This is a genomic window from Ruegeria hyattellae (assembly GCF_041537925.1).
Taxonomy (GTDB): domain Bacteria; phylum Pseudomonadota; class Alphaproteobacteria; order Rhodobacterales; family Rhodobacteraceae; genus Ruegeria_C.
Genome location: NZ_JBGOSH010000014.1, coordinates 73,982 through 92,970 on the forward strand (window position 1 = coordinate 73,982; position 18,989 = coordinate 92,970).

The 18,989-nt window shown below is 59.0% G+C and carries 17 protein-coding genes; 9 read left to right on the plus strand and 8 right to left on the minus strand.

What is annotated here, in order from left to right; genetic code table 11:
* The first annotated feature begins 19 nt into the window (after positions 1-19).
* The 3 genes from AB1E33_RS24130 to AB1E33_RS24140 all read left to right on the plus strand — a co-directional run bounded on the left by AB1E33_RS24130 (position 20) and on the right by AB1E33_RS24140 (position 3,516).
* Positions 20-1,243, plus strand: a complete 1,224-nt coding sequence (locus tag AB1E33_RS24130; protein WP_372579797.1) for an argininosuccinate synthase — start codon at positions 20-22, stop codon at positions 1,241-1,243.
* Between the two features lie 146 nt (positions 1,244-1,389).
* Positions 1,390-2,457 carry a YjgN family protein gene (locus AB1E33_RS24135; RefSeq protein ID WP_372579798.1) on the plus strand — a complete coding sequence of 356 codons (1,068 nt, stop codon included), beginning with the start codon at positions 1,390-1,392 and terminating at the stop codon, positions 2,455-2,457.
* Between the two features lie 18 nt (positions 2,458-2,475).
* Positions 2,476-3,516 (plus strand): M48 family metallopeptidase, encoded by a 1,041-nt coding sequence (locus AB1E33_RS24140; RefSeq protein ID WP_372579799.1) that lies wholly within the window; start codon positions 2,476-2,478, stop codon positions 3,514-3,516.
* A gap of 10 nt (positions 3,517-3,526) precedes the next feature.
* Here AB1E33_RS24140 and AB1E33_RS24145 read toward each other — a convergent pair whose 3' ends face one another.
* Entirely contained in the window at positions 3,527-4,240 is a 714-nt protein-coding gene (locus AB1E33_RS24145) for a sulfotransferase-like domain-containing protein (RefSeq protein ID WP_372579800.1), read from the minus strand.
* Between the two features lie 199 nt (positions 4,241-4,439).
* On the opposite strand from AB1E33_RS24145, the gene msrA reads away from it, so the two are divergent.
* Entirely contained in the window at positions 4,440-5,102 is a 663-nt protein-coding gene (msrA, locus tag AB1E33_RS24150; protein WP_372579801.1) for a peptide-methionine (S)-S-oxide reductase MsrA, read from the plus strand.
* A gap of 61 nt (positions 5,103-5,163) precedes the next feature.
* Here the strand turns inward: msrA and AB1E33_RS24155 are convergent, their stop codons facing one another.
* Positions 5,164-7,419, minus strand: a complete 2,256-nt coding sequence (locus AB1E33_RS24155) for an NADP-dependent malic enzyme (protein ID WP_372579802.1) — start codon at positions 7,417-7,419, stop codon at positions 5,164-5,166.
* 156 nt (positions 7,420-7,575) lie between these two features.
* Here AB1E33_RS24155 and mutS point away from each other — a divergent pair, with 156 nt between their 5' ends.
* Entirely contained in the window at positions 7,576-10,194 is a 2,619-nt protein-coding gene (gene mutS / locus AB1E33_RS24160; RefSeq protein WP_372579848.1) for a DNA mismatch repair protein MutS, read from the plus strand.
* Between the two features lie 28 nt (positions 10,195-10,222).
* On the opposite strand, the gene AB1E33_RS24165 is transcribed toward mutS, so the two are convergent.
* Positions 10,223-10,786 carry a nucleotide exchange factor GrpE gene (locus AB1E33_RS24165; protein ID WP_372579803.1) on the minus strand — a complete coding sequence of 188 codons (564 nt, stop codon included), beginning with the start codon at positions 10,784-10,786 and terminating at the stop codon, positions 10,223-10,225.
* A 10-nt stretch (positions 10,787-10,796) separates the two neighbouring features.
* A complete protein-coding gene (hrcA, locus tag AB1E33_RS24170; protein WP_372579804.1) occupies positions 10,797-11,861 on the minus strand; it encodes a heat-inducible transcriptional repressor HrcA in 1,065 nt (354 codons plus the stop codon).
* A gap of 114 nt (positions 11,862-11,975) precedes the next feature.
* On the opposite strand from hrcA, the gene rph reads away from it, so the two are divergent.
* From rph to AB1E33_RS24190, 4 genes are read left to right on the plus strand one after another with little or no spacing between them, the layout of a single operon-like run.
* A complete protein-coding gene (gene rph / locus AB1E33_RS24175; protein WP_372579805.1) occupies positions 11,976-12,689 on the plus strand; it encodes a ribonuclease PH in 714 nt (237 codons plus the stop codon).
* Complete coding sequence (rdgB, locus tag AB1E33_RS24180; RefSeq protein WP_372579806.1) at positions 12,686-13,300, plus strand: RdgB/HAM1 family non-canonical purine NTP pyrophosphatase; 615 nt, start codon at positions 12,686-12,688, stop codon at positions 13,298-13,300. The genes rph and rdgB overlap by 4 nt, the downstream gene beginning before the upstream one ends.
* Positions 13,290-14,447, plus strand: coding sequence for a radical SAM family heme chaperone HemW (gene hemW / locus AB1E33_RS24185; RefSeq protein ID WP_372579807.1), 1,158 nt, complete (start codon positions 13,290-13,292; stop codon positions 14,445-14,447). The genes rdgB and hemW overlap by 11 nt, the downstream gene beginning before the upstream one ends.
* Positions 14,448-14,451: 4 nt before the next feature.
* Positions 14,452-14,805 carry a YbaN family protein gene (locus tag AB1E33_RS24190; RefSeq protein WP_372579808.1) on the plus strand — a complete coding sequence of 118 codons (354 nt, stop codon included), beginning with the start codon at positions 14,452-14,454 and terminating at the stop codon, positions 14,803-14,805.
* Here AB1E33_RS24190 and AB1E33_RS24195 read toward each other — a convergent pair.
* Genes AB1E33_RS24195 through mnmG form a run of 4 tightly spaced genes read right to left on the minus strand, consistent with a single transcriptional unit; the run spans position 14,795 to position 18,988 of the window.
* Positions 14,795-15,685, minus strand: coding sequence for a ParB/RepB/Spo0J family partition protein (locus tag AB1E33_RS24195; RefSeq protein WP_372579809.1), 891 nt, complete (start codon positions 15,683-15,685; stop codon positions 14,795-14,797). The genes AB1E33_RS24190 and AB1E33_RS24195 overlap by 11 nt on opposite strands.
* Before the next feature lie 12 nt (positions 15,686-15,697).
* Entirely contained in the window at positions 15,698-16,501 is an 804-nt protein-coding gene (locus AB1E33_RS24200) for a ParA family protein (protein ID WP_372579810.1), read from the minus strand.
* Positions 16,494-17,111: a 16S rRNA (guanine(527)-N(7))-methyltransferase RsmG gene (rsmG, locus tag AB1E33_RS24205; protein ID WP_372579849.1), complete on the minus strand. Its 618-nt coding sequence runs from the start codon at positions 17,109-17,111 to the stop codon at positions 16,494-16,496. Before rsmG ends, AB1E33_RS24200 begins: the two co-directional genes overlap by 8 nt.
* Positions 17,111-18,988: a tRNA uridine-5-carboxymethylaminomethyl(34) synthesis enzyme MnmG gene (gene mnmG, locus AB1E33_RS24210; protein WP_372579811.1), complete on the minus strand. Its 1,878-nt coding sequence runs from the start codon at positions 18,986-18,988 to the stop codon at positions 17,111-17,113. The genes rsmG and mnmG overlap by 1 nt, the downstream gene beginning before the upstream one ends.
* Position 18,989: the final 1 nt, after the last annotated feature.

An 18,989-nucleotide genomic window follows, 5' to 3' on the forward strand; every position in this document is an offset into this window, starting at 1 on the left:
TCGATTGAGAGGAAATCCCATGTCTGCGCCCAAAAAAGTTGTGCTGGCCTATTCCGGCGGGCTTGATACGTCGATCATCCTGAAATGGCTGCAGACCGAATACGGGTGCGAGGTGGTGACCTTTACCGCCGATCTGGGCCAGGGCGAGGAACTGGACCCGGCGCGCAAGAAGGCCGAGCTGCTGGGGATCAAGCCCGATAACATTTATATCGAGGATATCCGCGAAGAATTCGTCCGCGATTTCGTCTTCCCGATGTTTCGCGCCAATGCGGTCTATGAGGGGCTCTATCTGCTGGGCACGTCGATTGCGCGGCCGCTGATCTCTAAACGTCTGGTCGAGATTGCCGAGGCCACCGGTGCTGACGCCGTCGCCCATGGTGCAACCGGCAAGGGCAACGATCAGGTGCGGTTCGAGTTGGCAGCCTATGCGCTGAACCCCGACATCAAGGTGATTGCGCCCTGGCGTGAGTGGGACCTGACCAGCCGGACCCGTTTGCTGGAGTTCGCCGAGGCCAATCAGATCCCGATCGCCAAGGACAAGCGCGGCGAGGCGCCGTTCTCGGTCGATGCCAACCTGCTGCACACCTCGTCCGAGGGCAAGGTTCTGGAAGACCCCGCCGATATGGCGCCCGATTACGTCTATCAGCGCACGGTGCATCCCGAGGACGCGCCGAACGAGCCGGAATTCATCGAAATCGGCTTTGAAAAAGGCGACGCGGTCAGCATCAATGGCGAAGCAATGAGCCCCGCCACAATCCTGACCAAGCTGAACGAATATGGCGGCAAGCACGGCATTGGCCGTCTCGATCTGGTCGAAGGCCGGTTCGTGGGCATGAAATCGCGCGGCATCTATGAAACCCCGGGCGGCACGGTGCTACTGGAGGCGCATCGCGGCATCGAATCCATCACCATGGACCGTGGCGCGATGCACCTGAAAGACCAGTTGATGCCGCAATATGCCGAATTGATCTATAACGGCTTCTGGTACAGCCCCGAACGCGAGATGCTGCAGGCCGCCATCGATAAATCTCAAGACCATGTCACCGGCATTGTGCGCGTGAAGCTCTACAAGGGCCTTGCCTCGACCGTGGGCCGCTGGTCGGATCACTCGCTCTATTCCGAGGCACATGTAACGTTTGAGGAAGACGCGGGCGCCTACGATCAAAAGGACGCGGCGGGCTTCATCCAGTTGAACGCGCTGCGTCTGAAACTGCTGGCAGCGCGGGAAAAGCGCCTGAAATAAATACGCGCCAGAGTTGTAGATACCCCCGAACCGCTACAACTCTGCCAAAGATTTGCCCCTTTGTTCTGCGATTCCCGAATGCGGGCCGCCTCAAGTGAAACTCGGCGGTCCGCGTATCGGTAACCTTGTAGAACACAGAGGCGAACATGCAGGTAAGCAGCTCAAATTTATCGAAAGCGAGGTTCGAATTTCGCGGATCGGCGCGCGAGTTTTTTGGTATCTGGATCGTCAATCTGCTGCTGTCGATCCTGACGCTTGGCATCTATAGCGCCTGGGCCAAGGTACGGACCAAGAAATACTTCTACCAGAACACCTATGTGGCCGGGCGCAATTTCGACTATCACGCCACTGGATTGCAGATCATGTTCGGGCGGCTGATCGTCATTGCCGGGATTGTGGCTTACGCGTTGCTCAGTACGAATGAGATTGCGGCGGTTTTGATGATCCTGGGCCTGATTGCGCTGATCCCCTATCTGCTGGTGCGGTCGCTGCGCTTCAATGCCCGCATGTCCAGCTGGTCGAATATCCGCTTCACGTTTCACGGCGGCTTCGGGTCTGCGCTAAAGGTTTATTACCTCTATCCCATCCTCGCCGCCCTTTCGCTTTACACAGCTTGGCCTTTCGTCACCCGTGCCATACAGCGCTTTCTGGCCAACGGACACGGGCTGGGCACCACACGGTTCAGTTTCAGCAGCACGATTGGTCCGTTCTACAAGGCGCTGCTGGCGGCGATGGTCTGGGGTCTCGGTTCCATAATGATCCTTTTTGCGGTTGTCAGCACCAGCCTTAATATCCCGCGTGCCCTGCAGGCGCTTGAGGCCGGTTCCGAAGAGACTGCAACCCTCATCAATGCGGGGCTGATCTATGTGCTGCTGCTGGTGGCCATCGTTCCGGCGGCGCTGATCTATCACGCGATGGTACGCAACACGGTCTATAACAACCTCACACTGGATGATTTACACAGCTTTCACTCCAGCGTTTCACCACTGAAACTGCTGTGGATTTCGGTGTCGAACTTCTTTGTGGTGCTGCTGACTCTTGGCCTGATGATGCCCTGGGCGCATGTGCGGCGTGCGCGCTATCTGGCCGACCATACCACGCTCTATCCTGGCGGGTCGCTGGATGACTTCGTCGATGAGGAAACCACGAGCGGCAATGCCATCGGCGACGCGTATGGCGATCTCGAAGGGTTCGGGATCGAGGTTGCGGTGTAATCGGTCCGGTAATCGCAGATGCCTTTCATCCGCTCAACCCAAGGCAGCGTGTCCATCCAGGGCCGCGCCTATCCTCCGCTCAGCTCGCGCGAGATAGTGGCCCGGCTGGCTGTGGGACAGGGTCAGGTCTGGCTGATCGATCCAGCCCAGAAGATCCTGACTCAGGCCGCATTGGACACTGTGAAAATCGAGCCGCGTCTGGGTCAGGCAGAGCGGCGGATCATCCTGCCCGACGGCACGCTGTTTCTGACCGTCGCGCATGAGACGGTAGACAATCTGTTGGGTGATCACGCGGCCCTTCACGGATTCGAGCAGTTCCATTTTCGGCTTGTAGCTGTTGCGCTGGCCTGCATCCTTGGTGCATGGGCGATGTGGAAATACGGGCTGACTGCGCTGGTCCACGTCGCGGTCTGGCTGACGCCTGACCCGGTCGTCAACGCCATGGAGCAAGGCATGCTGAGCAGTATCGACCGCGTCATGGCCGAGCCCAGCAAACTTGACCCTACCCGGCAGGCCGAGCTGCGCGATATCTTCAGCCAGCTGCTGGAACATTCCAGCCCGACCGGTACGGCGCAGACTTACCGGCTGGCCTTTCGTGATATGCCCGGTATGGGGCCAAACGCCTTTGCCCTGCCCAATGGCACCATCATCGTCACTGACGCACTGGCCGAGACCGCTTCGCCCGATGCGCTGGCCGGTGTGATCGGGCATGAAATGGGCCATGTCGCGGGTCGTCACGGGCTCAAACAGGTCTATCGCTCGGTTGGTGGCTTTGTCCTGATAAGCATGCTGGCGGGCGATACCGGCCCGATCATCGAGGACGCGCTGCTGCAGGGCAACCTGATCCTGTCGCTGTCCTATTCACGTGCGCATGAGCTGCATGCTGACACGTTCGGCGCCACGCTTTCGAGGGAGGCGGGCTATGACCCGGACGGGCTGCTTGACTTCTTCGATAATCACAACCTGTACGATGTCGACGGGATCTCGGGCTGGCTCAGCACCCATCCGGGGTTCGATGACCGCAAGCGCAATCTGCGCCTTCTCGAAGATTTGCACTGATCCGCCCTGATCAAATCCGGTCAGCTGTTAACCGCTCGTAATAGGGAATGGAGGCCGCCAGCAGCGGTTGCAGGTCTTCCGGCACCTCCGGCAGATCCCCCTCGGGTTTTGCAAAACCTGTCGACTGCCAGACCGCACCGTACCAATGTGCCGCCCAGACCCCGTCATCCTTATGGCCGCCCCTGGGCCAGCTCAGCATGTGCGGCGACCACGGCACACCGATCGCATCGCAGAGCTTTTCCAACGTCTCGGCGGGGTTGGCACGGATGTCAAAGCTGTCGACAACAACCGGCGACCCGCCCCGATCATTGACCTCGTCAAACAGCTCGACCTGCTGACGGAACCCGATATCATCCAGCACCGGGTTTTCGCGCTTGGCCGCATAGCTGGCGATCACCCGCGCGGGGTGGCGGATCAGGAACACATTGCGCACCGCCCGCATCCAGTCGCGGGGAATGCCATCCACCATGTGCTGGGTCATATGTTTCTGATACCAGAACGGTCGCGCGCCAGGGTTGGGGCCGGACAGATATTGCGCCACCTGCCCTGCGTCCTGCTCCTGCGACGCCAGTATATCATTGCGCATGGGGTGATCGATGCCTGTGCGCGCCAGATAGGCGGCGTAAAACGGCTCGTCGATCACCGCACAATCGGTGCGCGCGCCGAAACTGTACATCATGGCCGTCGACAGGTTGCGCGGCCCGGACCACATGGCGATCTTCATGCCTGCGCCTCGCTGCCGATCAACGCCTTGCCCTGCCTGCTCTTCCTGTCTGCCATGCTATTCTCCTCCGGCGCGCAAGCTACTGCCGTGAGGCGCTCGGGCCAAGGGGTAAACTCCGGTCACCTGCATGTGACAAAACATGTCACCCTCTTGCCTGCGGGTGCCCTTCGCCACACCATCACGACAAAGGAGACCCGACATGACCCTGTCCGATCACATCAAGCCGATTGCGCTCTTTTCCCTGATAACCTTCGCCGCCGTGCTGCGCTGCCTTCCCGCCTCTGCCGCCGGGCAAGAAACGCTAACGGTCGCGGGCGGCTGTTTCTGGTGCGTCGAGGCCGATTTCGAAAAGGTTCCCGGCGTGATCGACGCGGTCTCGGGCTTTGCCGGAGGTTCCACCAAGAACCCGACCTACAAGCAAATCACCAAAGGCGGCACCGGGCATTACGAGGCGGTCCAGATCACCTTCGATTCCGGAAAAGTCTCGCGCGGGCGGCTGCTTGAGATGTTCTTCCGATCGGTCGACCCTACAGATGCAGGCGGACAGTTCTGTGATCGCGGCGACAGCTATCGCACGGCGGTATTCGTCTCTGACAAAGGGGAAAAAGCGCTTGCCGAGCAGGTAAAGGCCGACGCCCAGTCAGCGCTGGGGCAGAAAATCGTGACACCGGTGATCCCGGCCGGGGCATTTTACCCCGCCGATGCCTCACATCAGGACTACTACAGGGGCAAAAGCCTTGTCTTCACCCGCTTCGGCCCCAAGCGTCAGGCAACCGCCTATAAACTCTATCGCAAGGCCTGCGGCAGGGATACCCGGGTGAAACAGCTTTGGGGCGACGCGGCACCCTTTGCCGGAAGCTGAGCTTGCCACCGGAAATAAGAAACCCGCCCAATGAAATCGGCGGGATTTTTTTGGAAGTTACTTACCCCAGATCGTTCGACGCCAGCACAGCCATGTTCAGAATGTCATTTGCGGTCGAAACGGTCGAGCAAATCTGAACCGGCTTGCCGATCCCGGCCAGAATGGGGCCGATCACGTTGGCCCCGCCCATTTCCTGCATCAGCTTGACCGAGATCGACGCCGAATGCCGTGCTGGAACGATGAGGATATTCGCAGGGCCGGTCAGCCGCTGGAACGGATAGCCCGCCTGCGCTTGGGCGTTCAGCGCCACATCCACGGTCATTTCACCTTCGAACTCGAAATCGACGCCGCGCGCCTCTAGCACACGCGGGGCCTGATGCATCTTTTCGGCGCGTTCCGAAACCGGATAGCCGAAGGTCGAAAAGCTGACGAAGGCCACGCGCGGCTCCAACCCGATATGGCGCGCAACACCTGCCGCACGTTCGGCGATGTCGGCCAGATCCTCGGGTTCGGGCCATTCATGCACCAGCGTATCGCCGATCAGAACGATACGACCCTTGTGCAGCAGCGCGGTGATCCCGGCGGCTCCACTATGCACGTCGGCATCAAAGACATGATTGATCTGGTCCAGCACATGAGCTGATTTCCGCGTCGCCCCGGTGACCAGACCATCGCCGTGCCCATGCGCCAGCATCAGGGCCGAAAACACATGCCGGTCACGCGCCGCGAGTCGGTGCACATCCTTTTCGTCAAAGCCTTTTCTTTGAAGTCGCTCGTAAAGAAACTCCTTGTAAGCCTCCAGATGCAGGGTGTTGGCGGCGTTCACTACCTCCATTTCGCGCGTGGCATCGCTGAGCCCCACACTTTCCAGTTTTTCCTTCACCTCTTCCGGACGACCCACAACCAGCGCCTTACCAAAGCCCGAACGCTGATACATCACCGCAGCGCGCAGAACGCGGGGATCATCGCCCTCTGCAAAGATCATCCGGCTTTGCGCCGCACGGGCGCGGGCGTTCATCCCGCGCAAAATGCTGGCGGTCGGGTCCATCCGTGATTTCAGGCTCAGCTCATAGGCATCCATATCGACGATCGGCCGCCGAGCTGCACCGGTATCCATACCAGCCCGTGCAACAGCGAGCGGAATGCGGTGGATCAGCCGCGGATCGAACGGCGTCGGGATGATATAGTCACGCCCAAAGGTCAGGCTCTTGCCATAGGCCATCGCCACCTCATCAGGCACATCCTCGCGCGCCAGCCGGGCCAGCGCATTGGCACAGGCGATCTTCATCTCATCGTTGATGGCGCGGGCATGAATGTCCAGCGCGCCCCGGAAGAGATACGGAAAGCCGAGCACGTTATTGACCTGATTGGGATAGTCCGACCGACCCGTTGCGACGATGGCATCGGCGCGCACCTCATGGGCATCTTCGGGCGTGATCTCGGGGTCGGGGTTGGCCATGGCGAAGATCACCGGGTTTTCCGCCATCCCGGCCAGCATGTCCTGGGTCAGCGCGCCCTTGACCGAAACGCCAAGGAACACGTCCGCGCCTTTCATCGCCTCATCCAGCGTGCGCAGATCGGTCTTGATCGCATGAGCGGATTTCCACTGGTTCATCCCCTCGGTCCGGCCCTGATAGATCACGCCCTTGGTGTCGCAGACAACGCAATTGTCGTGTTTCGCCCCCATGGATTTCAGCAGCTCGATACAAGCAATGCCCGCCGCACCAGCTCCGTTCAGCACGATCTTGACGTCTTCGATCTTTTTGCCGCTCAGATGCAGCGCGTTAATCAGCCCCGCGGCGCAGATCACGGCCGTGCCATGCTGGTCGTCGTGAAAGACGGGGATATCCATCTCTTCTTTCAGGCGCTGTTCGATGATGAAACATTCCGGCGCCTTGATGTCTTCGAGGTTGATGCCACCGAATGTCGGCCCCATCAGGCGCACGGCGCGGCAGAATTCATCCGGGTCTTCGGTATCCAGCTCGATATCGATCGAGTTCACATCGGCAAAGCGCTTGAACAGGACCGACTTGCCCTCCATCACCGGCTTCGAGCCAAGCGCGCCAAGATTGCCCAGCCCAAGTACAGCTGTTCCGTTCGAAATCACGGCAACCAGATTGCCCTTGTTGGTATAGTCATAAGCCGTCTCGGGGTTTTCCGCGATTTCCTCGCAGGGCACCGCAACGCCCGGCGAATAGGCCAGCGACAGATCGCGTTGTGTCGTCATGGGGACGGTGGCCTGCACCTCCCACTTGCCCGGCGTGGGTTCGATGTGAAAGGCAAGCGCTTCTTCGCGGCTGATCTTGGCTTTGGGCATGTGGGTCTTCTTTTTGCTAAAGGGGCCAATGCCTCATAGCGCAGCATGGCTGCCGCCTCAACGGCGATACAGTTTCGCCTTTCGCGATGCTAATCGGGTTTGTAAGGTCGCGCCGGTTCACCCACGGAGAGACAGACCTTGACCACAGTCACCCCCATGATGGCGCAATATCTCGACATCAAGGCGGCGCATGCCGATGCGCTGCTGTTTTATCGGATGGGCGATTTCTATGAGATGTTCTTTGACGACGCCGTTGCCGCCTCCGAGGCGCTAGATATCGCGCTGACCAAGCGCGGCAAGCATGAGGGCAATGATATCCCAATGTGTGGCGTCCCGGTTCATGCTGCCGAAGGGTATTTTCTGACGCTTATCCGCAAGGGATTTCGCGTCGCCGTCTGCGAGCAGATGGAAAGCCCCGCCGAGGCCAAAAAGCGCGGTTACAAGTCGGTTGTGAAACGCGATGTGGTGCGGCTGGTTACCCCTGGCACACTGACCGAGGATTCGCTGCTTGAGGCACGGCGGCACAATTTTCTGGCCGCTTACGCAGTGGTGCGCGATGCTGCCGCGCTGGCCTGGGCCGATATCTCGACCGGAGCATTCCATGTCATGCCTCTGACCCCCCTGCGGCTAGGTCCCGAGCTTGCCCGCCTTGCCCCCGCCGAAATGGTTATCGCGGATGGGTCAGAGGACGATTTCGCCCAAATAGTCTCTGATATGGGCGTTCCGCTCACCCCGCTTGGACGTGCCAGTTTCGACAGCACGGCGGCGGAGAAACGGCTATGCGCGCTGTTCAATGTGGGCGCGCTGGACGCGTTCGGGCAATTCGCCCGCGCCGAGGTCTCCGCGATGGGCGGGTTGATCGACTATCTTGAGATTACCCAGAAAGGCAAACTGCCGCTCTTGCAGCCGCCCGTCAAAGAGGCCGAAGACCGGGTGGTGCAGATCGACGCCGCCACGCGCCGTAATCTGGAACTGACTCGGTCGCTCTCCGGTGGCCGCGCCGGCTCACTGTTGGCGGTTCTCGACCGTACTGTCACCCCCGGCGGCGGGCGGCTGTTGGAACAGCGCCTATCCAGCCCATCGCGCAATCTGGATGTGATCACCAACCGGCTGGATGCGGTCAGCTTCGCCACCGAGGATCGCCTGACCGCTACCGACCTGCGCGAGGCATTGCGCAAAACACCCGATCTGGACCGCGCCCTTTCCCGACTGGCGCTGGAACGCGGCGGTCCGCGCGATCTTGCCGCAATCCGCAACGGCCTGAAACAGGCCGAAGCAATTTCGCAGATCGCCGGGAAACAGGGCCTGCCGGCCCTGCTGACCCAATCCATCAGCAACTTCTCCGGGTTCGATGACCTGCTCGTTCTGCTCGATGCCGCGCTTGTTGCAGATCCTCCACAGCTGGCGCGCGATGGCGGATTCATCGCCGAAGGCTTCGATGCGGAACTGGATGAGGCCCGCACTCTGCGTGACGAGGGCCGGTCCGTGATTGCCGGGTTTCAACAGAAATATGCAGAACACACCGCTATCGCCTCGCTGAAGATCAAGCACAACAACGTGCTGGGCTATTTCATCGAAACCACTGCCACCCATGCCAACAAAATGCTGAGCGCGCCGTTCAGCGAGACCTATATCCACCGCCAGACCACTGCTAATCAGGTCCGTTTCACGACCGTTGAACTCAGCGAGATCGAAACCCGCATCCTGAACGCAGGTAATTTGACGCTTGAGATCGAAAAGCGGCTCTATCAAAGGCTTTCTGACGCTATTCTGGAAGATTCCGCGGAAATCAACCTGGCCGCGCGCGGGCTGGCCGAGATCGATTTGGCCACCGCGCTTGCCGATTTGGCCACGGGCGAAAACTGGTGTCGTCCAAGTGTCGATACCAGCCGTGCCTTCGCCATCGACGGCGGTCGTCACCCGGTTGTGGAGCAAGCCCTGCGTCAACAGGGCGGCGAAAGTTTCGTGCCCAATGATTGCGATCTGAGCACCGAAAGCGGCGCGGCGATCTGGTTGCTGACCGGGCCAAACATGGCCGGCAAGTCGACCTTTCTACGCCAGAACGCCCTGATCGCTCTGTTGGCGCAAATGGGCAGTTATGTCCCGGCTGATGCGGCCCATATCGGGCTGGTCAGCCAGCTGTTCAGCCGCGTCGGTGCTTCGGACGATCTGGCGCGTGGGCGGTCCACTTTCATGGTCGAGATGGTTGAAACCGCCGCGATCCTCAATCAGGCCGATGACCGCGCGCTTGTGATCCTTGATGAAATTGGACGCGGTACTGCCACCTATGACGGGCTGTCCATCGCCTGGGCCACGCTGGAACACCTGCATACCGCCAACCAAAGTCGTGCACTGTTTGCCACGCATTATCATGAACTTACCGCGCTTGCAGGGAAACTCACGGGCGTCGAAAACGCCACCGTCTCGGTCAAGGAATGGGAAGGTGAGGTGATCTTTCTGCACGAGGTCCGCAAAGGGGCTGCGGATCGCTCTTATGGTGTGCAGGTTGCACAGCTTGCGGGTTTGCCCGCCTCGGTCGTGGAGCGCGCGCGTATCGTGTTGGAACAGCTGGAAAAGACCGAACGCGAGGGCGGCAAACAGCAGACGCTGATCGACGATCTGCCTCTATTTTCTGCCGCGCCGCCTGCTGCGCCCGTCACAAAAGCCGCGCCTTCACCCGCACTCGACATGCTCAACGAGATTCTGCCTGATGATCTCTCGCCGCGTGAGGCGCTCGACCTGATCTACAAGCTGAAAGAGGCGGCCAGATCCTGAACGCCCCTTCAATCTAGCTCTCGCGCAATTAGCTCGCCGGCATCGACGACACGCCAACCTGCGCCGGGCGCAGCAGACGGTCATGTAACATGAAGCCTTCGGCCGAAACCTGAATGATATCGCCCGCACGGGTGCCCGGCAGCGGCGCCTCGAACATGGCTTCGTGCATCTGCGGGTCGAACCGGTCGCCCACCTCGGGCGAGACAATCCGGATGCCGTGCTTGGAAAACACGTCCAGCAGGGCCCGCATGGTCAATTCGACGCCTTCGATCAGGGCGGCGGACACTTCACGCTGTTCGTCGGTCGCCGCTTCCAATGCGCGTTTCATGTTATCATAGACCGGCAGCATGTCGCGAGCCAGTTTCGAGCCGCCATATTGCTCGGCATCGCGACGCGCTTTGTCGCCGCGCTTGCGAGAATTCTCGGCATCCGCCAGCGCGCGCATGAACCGGTCCTTGTACTGGTCCCGCTCGGCGCGCAGCGCGTCAAAGTCGGCCTCTTCGTTGCTGATCTCGCTCAGCTCTTCGGCAAGTTCCTCGGCCTCGACCTCAGCAATATCGTCCAGAAAATCTTCGTTTTTAGGCTCTGCCATCTTTTCACCTCTAACTCCGGTCGGAAATTAATTTCCCGACCAGTTGCGCCGTGTAATTCACAATCGGCACGATCCGTCCGTAGTTCAGGCGCGTGGGTCCAATGACACCCACAGCACCGACAATCTTTCGATCAGAGTTCATATATGGAGACACCACCAGAGAGGAACCCGAAAGTGAGAAAAGTTTGTTCTCTGAGCCAATAAAAATGCGCACACCCTCACCTTCTTCGGTGAGTTCCAGGAAATCCGCGATGTCACGCTTGCGTTCAAGATCATCAAAGAGCGTTCTGATCCGCTCCAACTCTTCGGCCTGACCCGCATCCCCCAACAGATTCGCCCGGCCCCGCACGATCAGCCGCGCCGAATCCACATCCTGGCTATCCCATGCGGCCAGCCCGCTTTCCACCATTTCACGCGCAAGCGAATCGATCTCTTGCCGGCGCGTGATGATCTGGCTCTGGATATCGCGCCGCACGGCGCTGATTGTGCGCCCCTCAATCAGCGTGTTGAGGAAATTCGCCGCCTCGCGCATCGAGCTGGGCGTCTGACCGGGTGGTGGGGTGAACAACCGGTTCTCAACATGTCCGTCGGAAAACACCAGCACCACCAAAGCGCGATCATGGGCGAGCGAGACAAACTCGATATGCCGGATCTCGGCCTCATGCTTGGGCGTCAGCACCAGCGAGGCACCCTGCGTGACTCCTGACAGCGCAGACCCGATCCGGTCGAGCATACCGCTGACATCGGAGTTTTCGTTGCCAAGCGTGGAATCGATGCGCGTGCGGTCAGCATCCTCAAGCTCGCCAACCTCAAGCAGCCCATCGACAAACATCCGCAGCCCCATCTGCGTCGGCACCCGCCCGGCACTGATATGGGGGCTGTCGAGCAGGCCGAGATATTCAAGGTCTTGCATGACATTGCGCACGGTGGCTGCGCTCACCTTTTCGCTGAGTGTGCGGGTCAGGGTGCGGCTGCCCACCGGCTCGCCACTATCAAGATAAGACTCGACAATCAGACGGAACACCTCGCGCGAGCGTTCGTTCATGTCTTCCAACAGTTTCGTCGCATCGTTCATACGCGCATCCTCAGTCGGGCGGTCATTAAAACCCATGAGAGACAAAGGTCAATCGGGGTTGCGCTTTCCATCCCGCGGACGGTATCCCAAGGCCGGACAGGATAAGGATTTCCCATGCGACCCTCTGGACGAGAATTGAATGAAATGCGCCCGGTTTCAATTGAAACCGGCGTGACCAAACATGCCGAAGGCTCCTGCATGATCCGCATGGGCGACACGCATGTGCTGTGCACCGCCACCATCGAGGATCGCGTGCCGCCCTTCATCAAGGGCTCGGGCCTGGGCTGGGTCACCGCCGAATACGGCATGCTGCCGCGTTCGACCAACACCCGCATGCGGCGCGAGGCGTCCTCGGGCAAGCAAGGTGGCCGCACGGTGGAAATCCAGCGCCTGATCGGTCGCGCCCTGCGCGCCGGTGTGGATCGGGTTGCCTTGGGCGAACGTCAGATCACCGTCGATTGTGACGTGATCCAGGCCGATGGCGGCACCCGCTGCGCCTCGATCACCGGTGGCTGGGTGGCACTGCGTCTCGCCGTGAACAAGCTGATGAAAACGGGCGACGTGATTTCCGACCCGCTGGTCGATCCGGTCGCGGCCGTGTCCTGTGGTATCTATGCGGGCCAGCCGGTGCTGGATCTGGATTACCCCGAAGACAGCGAAGCAGGCGTTGACGGCAACTTTATCATGACAGGTTCGGGTAAACTGATCGAAGTGCAGATGTCGGCCGAAGGGTCGATCTTTTCCCGCGATCAGCTGAACCAGTTGATGGACCTGGCGGAAAAAGGTGTCTCGGAACTGGCCGCCGCGCAAAAGGCCACCACTGCATGACCCGTAAATTCACCGGCGACCGGCTGCTGGTCGCAACCCATAACAAAGGCAAGCTTGAAGAGATGGCGCATCTCCTCACGCCCTTTGGGGTCACGGTCATCGGCGCCGGTGAAATAGATCTGCTGGAGCCGGAGGAAACCGAGGACACATTTGTCGGCAACGCACGGATCAAGGCCCATGCCGCCGCGAAGGCCACCGGCCTGCCGGCCTTGTCCGACGATTCCGGGATCACCATCGATGCGCTGGACGGCGCGCCCGGCGTCTATACCGCTGATTGGGCAGAAACCGGCGAGGGCCGCGACTTCATGATGGCCATGACCCGCGCCCATACCGAACTTGAGGCCAAAAACACCCCCCATCCCCGACACGCGCAGTTTCGCTGCACGCTGGTGCTGGCCTGGCCCGACGGCCATGACGAAGTGTTCGAGGGTGTCGCTCCCGGCCACTTGACTTGGCCGGTGCGCGGTATTGACGGGTTCGGATATGACCCCATGTTTGTGCCGCAGGGTTATGACCAGACATTTGGGGAAATGGACCGTTGGGAAAAGAACAAGATCAGCCATCGCGCCGACGCGGTCGCGAAATTCGTGACCGGTTGTTTTGACAGATGACTGGCGACAGGGCGGCTTTGGCCTCTATGTGCATTGGCCGTTCTGTCAGGCCAAATGCCCCTATTGCGATTTCAACAGCCACGTCTCCTCGCGGATCGATCAGCGGGTTTGGGTCGCGGCCTATCTGGCCGAGCTTGACCGCAACGCACCTGATCTGTCGGGCCGAGTCCTGAACACAATCTTCTTTGGCGGCGGAACGCCGTCGCTGATGGAACCGGACACCGTGGCCGCAGTGATCGAGGCCGCGCGCAAATACTGGCCCGTCTCAAACGATCTTGAGATCACACTGGAGGCCAATCCCGGTTCGGTCGAGGCAGGCCGTTTTGCCGGGTACCGGGATGCCGGTGTCAATCGTATTTCAATGGGAATTCAAGCACTTAACGATGATGATCTGCGCCGATTGGGCCGAATCCACTCGGTGGCAGAGGCGCGTGCTGCTTTTGACATCGCACGCAACTGCTTTGACAGGGTCAGCTTTGATCTGATCTATGCTCGTCAAAACCAGACACTTGCGGATTGGTCAGAAGAACTGACCCAAGCGCTGTCCATGGCGGTGGATCACCTCTCGCTCTATCAACTCACGATCGAGGACGGCACCGCCTTTGGCGATCGGTATGCCCGTGGCAAACTGCGTGGGCTACCCGAAGACGACACCGCCGCCGATATGTACCTGGCCACGCAGGAAATCTGCGCCCGCCACGACCTGCCCGCCTACGAGGTCTCGAACCATGCGCGTTCAGGAGCAGAATCTCGGCACAATTTGATCTATTGGCGTTATGGCGACTATCTGGGGATCGGTCCCGGCGCCCATGGGCGGCTGACGATAAACAGACAACGATATGCCACCGAAACCCACCAGATACCGGGTGAGTGGCTGAAAGCGGTCAATTCCGGCTCCGGAGACCTGATCAGAACGCCGCTTTCAACCGGGGAGCAAGCAGAGGAATACATGATGATGTGTATTCGCCTGTCTCAAGGTCTGGATATGGAAAGGTACACCAAACTTTCCGATTCACCGATCAACCCACACAAACTGACACAGCTCATTGATATGGGCATGGTTGAACAAGACGGCACCATCCTGCGGGCGACGGCGACGGGGCGACCCGTTTTGAACGCTATCCTGCGCGAATTGCTGGCGGATTGAGCAGATGCAGTACCTCTGGGCAACCCTCGGTCTGATCTGCGTTGGCCTCGCCATCATCGGCGTTGTCCTGCCCCTGCTGCCGACTGTGCCGTTCCTGCTGCTGGCAACCTTCTTTTTTGCCCGATCCTCAAGCCGGTTGCATACTTGGCTGCTGACGCACCGCCTTTTTGGCCCGATGATCGACGACTGGCATAGCTCCGGAGCAATCCGGCCCGGCGCAAAAAAGGCGGCCACCTTGTCGGTTGCCGCCGTATTCCTGCTGTCACTTGTATTTGGCGCTCCCACCTATGTCCTGATTATCCAGGCCGTGGTGCTGAGCTGCGTTTTGGTCTTCATCTGGACCCGGCCTAACGGCTGAGTTTGGCGCAGAGATCATCCAGCTGATCGAGGTTTTCGTAGGTCAAAACAACCTGCCCCGATTCCGCCCCGGGCTTGTGATTGATCGCCACTTTCATCGCCAGGATCGCCGACAGGTCCCGTTCCAAAGAACGCGTATCCGCATCTTTTGTCGGTGCCGAGGGGCGTGGACGGTCCGGTTTTTCCCCGGCTTCATCCTGTTGCTGCTTCTTGACCAGCGCTTCGGTCGCCCGAACCGACAAACCGTCCCGCACCACCTGTTTCGCCAGCTCAGACGGGTTTTCGGCCGTAATCAACGCTCGCGCGTGCCCCGCCGACAGCTTGCCGTCGATCACATAAGCCTGAACATCGGCAGGCAATGACAACAGCCGGAGGAGGTTCGCGATATGGCTGCGGCTTTTGCCTAGCGCTTCCGCCAGCTTTTCCTGGGTATGACCGAACTTATCCATCAACTGACGATAGCCCGCCGCCTCTTCCACCGCATTCAAGTCGGCGCGCTGAATGTTTTCGATAATTGCGATTTCAAGAACTTCGGTATCATCCAGATCGCGGACAAGAACCGGAACCTCGTGCAGCTGCGCCATCTGGGCGGCGCGCCATCTGCGCTCCCCAGCGACGATCTCGTAACCCTCAGCGCGCGCGCGGACGATCAGCGGCTGCAGAATTCCCTTTTCTCGGATCGAGGCCGCAAGTTCATCCAGATTTTCTTGCGAAAAGCTCCGCCGGGGCTGATTTGGGTTCGCACGCAGCTTTTCGATCGGGACGTTCATACCCGACCGGCGCGGCGCGGTCTCTGGCGCTGCCGGCTCAGATGTCACATCAGCCATAAGGGCAGAAAGACCGCGACCAAGCCCGCGTGGTTTCGACGTTGTCATGCTCATTCCTCCCCGCCGTTATGCGGCGATTTTGTTATGTTTGCGCAGCAATTCCTCGGCCAAGGCCCGATACGCCGCAGCACCTTGCGAATTTGTATCGTAATTCATCACCGGCAGCGCGAAAGAAGGCGCCTCACTCAGTCGTACATTGCGTGGAATCTTGGTGTCAAACACAAGCGCGCCCAAATTGTCCCGCGCATCCTGTTCAACCAGCTGGGACAAGTTGTTGCGTTTGTCATACATGGTCAACACTACACCTTCGATTCGAAGGTCAGGATTCGCCGTCTGTCTGACCTCTCGGATCGTCAACATCAACTGCGACAAACCTTCCAGGGCAAAAAATTCGCTTTGCAGCGGCACCAGAACCGAATGCGCCGCGACCATGGCGTTCACGGTCAGCAAGCTCAGCGATGGCGGGCAGTCGATCAGGATATAATCCCATCCAAACGCGTCCATCGCGGTCTGCCGCAACGCATCATGCAACAGGAAACTGCGCTTTTCGTTGGAGATCATCTCGATATCCGCAGAGCTGAGGTCAACCGTGGCAGGCACAATCGACAGGCCTTCGATGTCGGTATCCCGAATAACCGAGGCCAGCGGCGCCTCATCAATCAATAGCTCATAGGTGGTTCCCGATCGTTCTTCGATGCCAAGGCCGGTGGAGGCATTGCCCTGCGGATCGAGGTCAATCACCAGAACGCGTAGTCCCTGCTCGACCAGACCCGCCGCCAGGTTGATTGCAGTCGTGGTTTTGCCCACACCACCCTTTTGATTTGCAACCGCGATGATACGGGGGCCGTCGGGGCGAGACAGGTCAGACACGCGCAATTCCTCGGATTTTCAGTATAACCGCATTGGGTTCGGTTAAACTAGTAATCGCATCCGTAATGAAATTCCATTGCTTCGCTGCGTTATCCACTTCTTTTTTCCAACTGGCTCCCTTGGCAAACAGGCCCAGGCCATTTGGTTTCAAATGCCTGTCGCAAAAGGATAAAAGCGTGTCCAGATCAGCCAGCGCACGGGCTGAAAGAATATCTGCCTGTTGCGGGTCCACTGACTCGATACGTTCGGTCAGAACTTTGGCGCTACATCCCGTCTCGCGAATAACCGTTCGCAAGAACACACATTTCCGGTGATCGCTTTCGATCAAAGTAAAGCGGTGATCCACGTGCCTGTCCATTGCAGCAATTGCCGTGACCAAGCCGGGAAATCCTCCGCCGCTGCCAATGTCCACCCAGTGGCCGCCGAGATCGGCACATTGAAAAACCTGAAGAGAATCCACAAAATGCCGGGTCCACAAGGATTCAAGGCTGCTTTTGGAAACTAGATTGATCCGCGGGTTCCACTTCTTCACCAATTCCGCGAATATTGTCAGCCGCTCGATTGTTTCACGTGAAACATCGAAGCCACTTACGGCGCGCGCTGCCTCCATCATGCGCTACGCGCTCGTTTCAAACGGCGAAGATGCGCAAGGATCAGCGCCAAGGCGGCAGGTGTCACGCCCTCGACCCGCGCGGCTTGGGCCAAGTTTTCCGGCCGCACCGCGGTGAGCTTTTGCTTCAGCTCGCTGGATAATCCATCCAGAACCGAGAAATCAAACACGGTCGGAATGCGGTGGTTTTCGTCACGCTTCAACGCATCAACATCTTTCTGTTGCCTTGCGATATAATTGGCATACAGCGCATCGCGCTCCACCTGTCGTCGGATCGGATCCTGCACGACCTCCAATCCGTCAATCAAGGGCAGAAGATCTTCGAATTTCACATCAGGAAAGGCCAGAACCGCCATTCCGTCCCGCCGGTTTCCGTCCTGATTCACGGAAATTCCTGCGCCCTGCAGTTGCTTAGGTGTATATGTGCTTCTGGTTAGAAGTGATTCCGCCTTGTCTAAATGCTCCATTTTCTCAAGAAACTGCGCACGACGCGCTTCATCAACACAGCCTATTTCCATGCCCATAGTCGTCAATCGCTGGTCGGCATTGTCGGCGCGTAATGACAACCGAAATTCTGCACGTGACGTAAACATTCGATAGGGTTCGGTGACACCTCGCGTGGTCAAATCATCAATCATCACACCGATGTAACTGTCGGATCGGCCAAAATGTAGCGGTTCCGCGCCCTTGGCCTCCAGCGCCGCGTTCAGCCCAGCAACCAACCCTTGTGCCGCTGCCTCTTCATATCCGGTTGTGCCGTTGATCTGCCCTGCCAGAAAAAGACCAGGCACCGCGTCCAAAGACAACCGAGTAGAAAGCGAACGAGGGTCGACATAATCATACTCGATCGCATAACCGGGCTGCAAAATGACAGCTTTTTCAAGGCCTTTGATCGACTGAACATATTCTTCCTGAACATCTTGCGGGAGCGACGTCGAAATTCCATTGGGATAAATGGTGTGATCATCGAGACTTTCCGGTTCGAGGAAGATCTGATGCGACTCCTTTTCCGCAAAACGGACAACCTTGTCTTCGATGGAGGGGCAATATCTGGGTCCCACCCCATCGATATGACCGCCATACATCGCAGAACGTTCGAGGTTATCGACGATAATCTGGTGCGTTTGCGCGTTGGTGTGAGTGATCCCGCAGGAAATCTGCCGCGCTGCGGGCGCCTCAGAGAGGAACGAAAACAGGACCGGATCATCATCGCCCGGCTGCATTTGCAGATCACTCCAGTCGATGCTGCGCCCGTCTAGCCGCGGCGGTGTTCCGGTTTTCAAGCGACCAAGCGACAGTTCAAACGAGTCCAGCCGCTCGGCAAGTTTGACTGACGGCTTATCGCCCATGCGCCCACCCGGATGGCTGACATCCCCGATATGAACGATCCCACGCAGAAATGTGCCTGAGGTCAGAATGACAGTGCATGATCGAATTTCGGACCCATCGGCAAGAAGAACGCCAGCGACCCCTGCACCTTTCATCAGAAAATCAACGGCTTCGCCCTCGACTATCGTAAGTCCCTGCCGGTTCTCGGTCTCGGAAAGCATAGCAGAACGATACCGTGCGCGGTCTGCTTGGGCACGCGGTCCCTGCACGGCTGGCCCCTTGCGGCGATTGAGCAAGCGGAATTGGATACCGGCGTAATCCGCAATTCGGCCCATGACCCCGTCGAGCGCATCGATTTCGCGAACAAGATGTCCCTTGCCCAACCCGCCAATCGCCGGATTGCAGGACATCACGCCAATGTCTGCGCGCTTGAGGGTGATCAGCGCCACACGCACTCCAAGTCGTGCGGCAGCATGGGCCGCTTCGCAGCCCGCATGCCCTGCCCCGATAACGGCGACATCAAACTCCGAATGTTTCACGTGAAACACT

Excerpts from the sequence above, each read along its gene's own strand:
- hrcA (WP_372579804.1), bottom strand. The coding sequence starts at position 11,861 with ATGAACGATGCGACGAAACTGTTGGAAGACATGAACGAACGCTCGCGC.
- AB1E33_RS24145 (WP_372579800.1), bottom strand. The coding sequence starts at position 4,240 with ATGAAGATCGCCATGTGGTCCGGGCCGCGCAACCTGTCGACGGCCATG.
- AB1E33_RS24165 (WP_372579803.1), bottom strand. The coding sequence starts at position 10,786 with ATGGCAGAGCCTAAAAACGAAGATTTTCTGGACGATATTGCTGAGGTC.
- AB1E33_RS24195 (WP_372579809.1), bottom strand. The coding sequence starts at position 15,685 with ATGAGCATGACAACGTCGAAACCACGCGGGCTTGGTCGCGGTCTTTCT.
- AB1E33_RS24140 (WP_372579799.1), top strand. The coding sequence starts at position 2,476 with ATGCCTTTCATCCGCTCAACCCAAGGCAGCGTGTCCATCCAGGGCCGC.
- rph (WP_372579805.1), top strand. The coding sequence starts at position 11,976 with ATGCGACCCTCTGGACGAGAATTGAATGAAATGCGCCCGGTTTCAATT.
- mutS (WP_372579848.1), top strand. The coding sequence starts at position 7,576 with ATGATGGCGCAATATCTCGACATCAAGGCGGCGCATGCCGATGCGCTG.
- AB1E33_RS24190 (WP_372579808.1), top strand. The coding sequence starts at position 14,452 with ATGCAGTACCTCTGGGCAACCCTCGGTCTGATCTGCGTTGGCCTCGCC.
- rsmG (WP_372579849.1), bottom strand. The coding sequence starts at position 17,111 with ATGGAGGCAGCGCGCGCCGTAAGTGGCTTCGATGTTTCACGTGAAACA.
- AB1E33_RS24135 (WP_372579798.1), top strand. The coding sequence starts at position 1,390 with ATGCAGGTAAGCAGCTCAAATTTATCGAAAGCGAGGTTCGAATTTCGC.
- rdgB (WP_372579806.1), top strand. The coding sequence starts at position 12,686 with ATGACCCGTAAATTCACCGGCGACCGGCTGCTGGTCGCAACCCATAAC.
- AB1E33_RS24130 (WP_372579797.1), top strand. The coding sequence starts at position 20 with ATGTCTGCGCCCAAAAAAGTTGTGCTGGCCTATTCCGGCGGGCTTGAT.
- msrA (WP_372579801.1), top strand. The coding sequence starts at position 4,440 with ATGACCCTGTCCGATCACATCAAGCCGATTGCGCTCTTTTCCCTGATA.
- AB1E33_RS24155 (WP_372579802.1), bottom strand. The coding sequence starts at position 7,419 with ATGCCCAAAGCCAAGATCAGCCGCGAAGAAGCGCTTGCCTTTCACATC.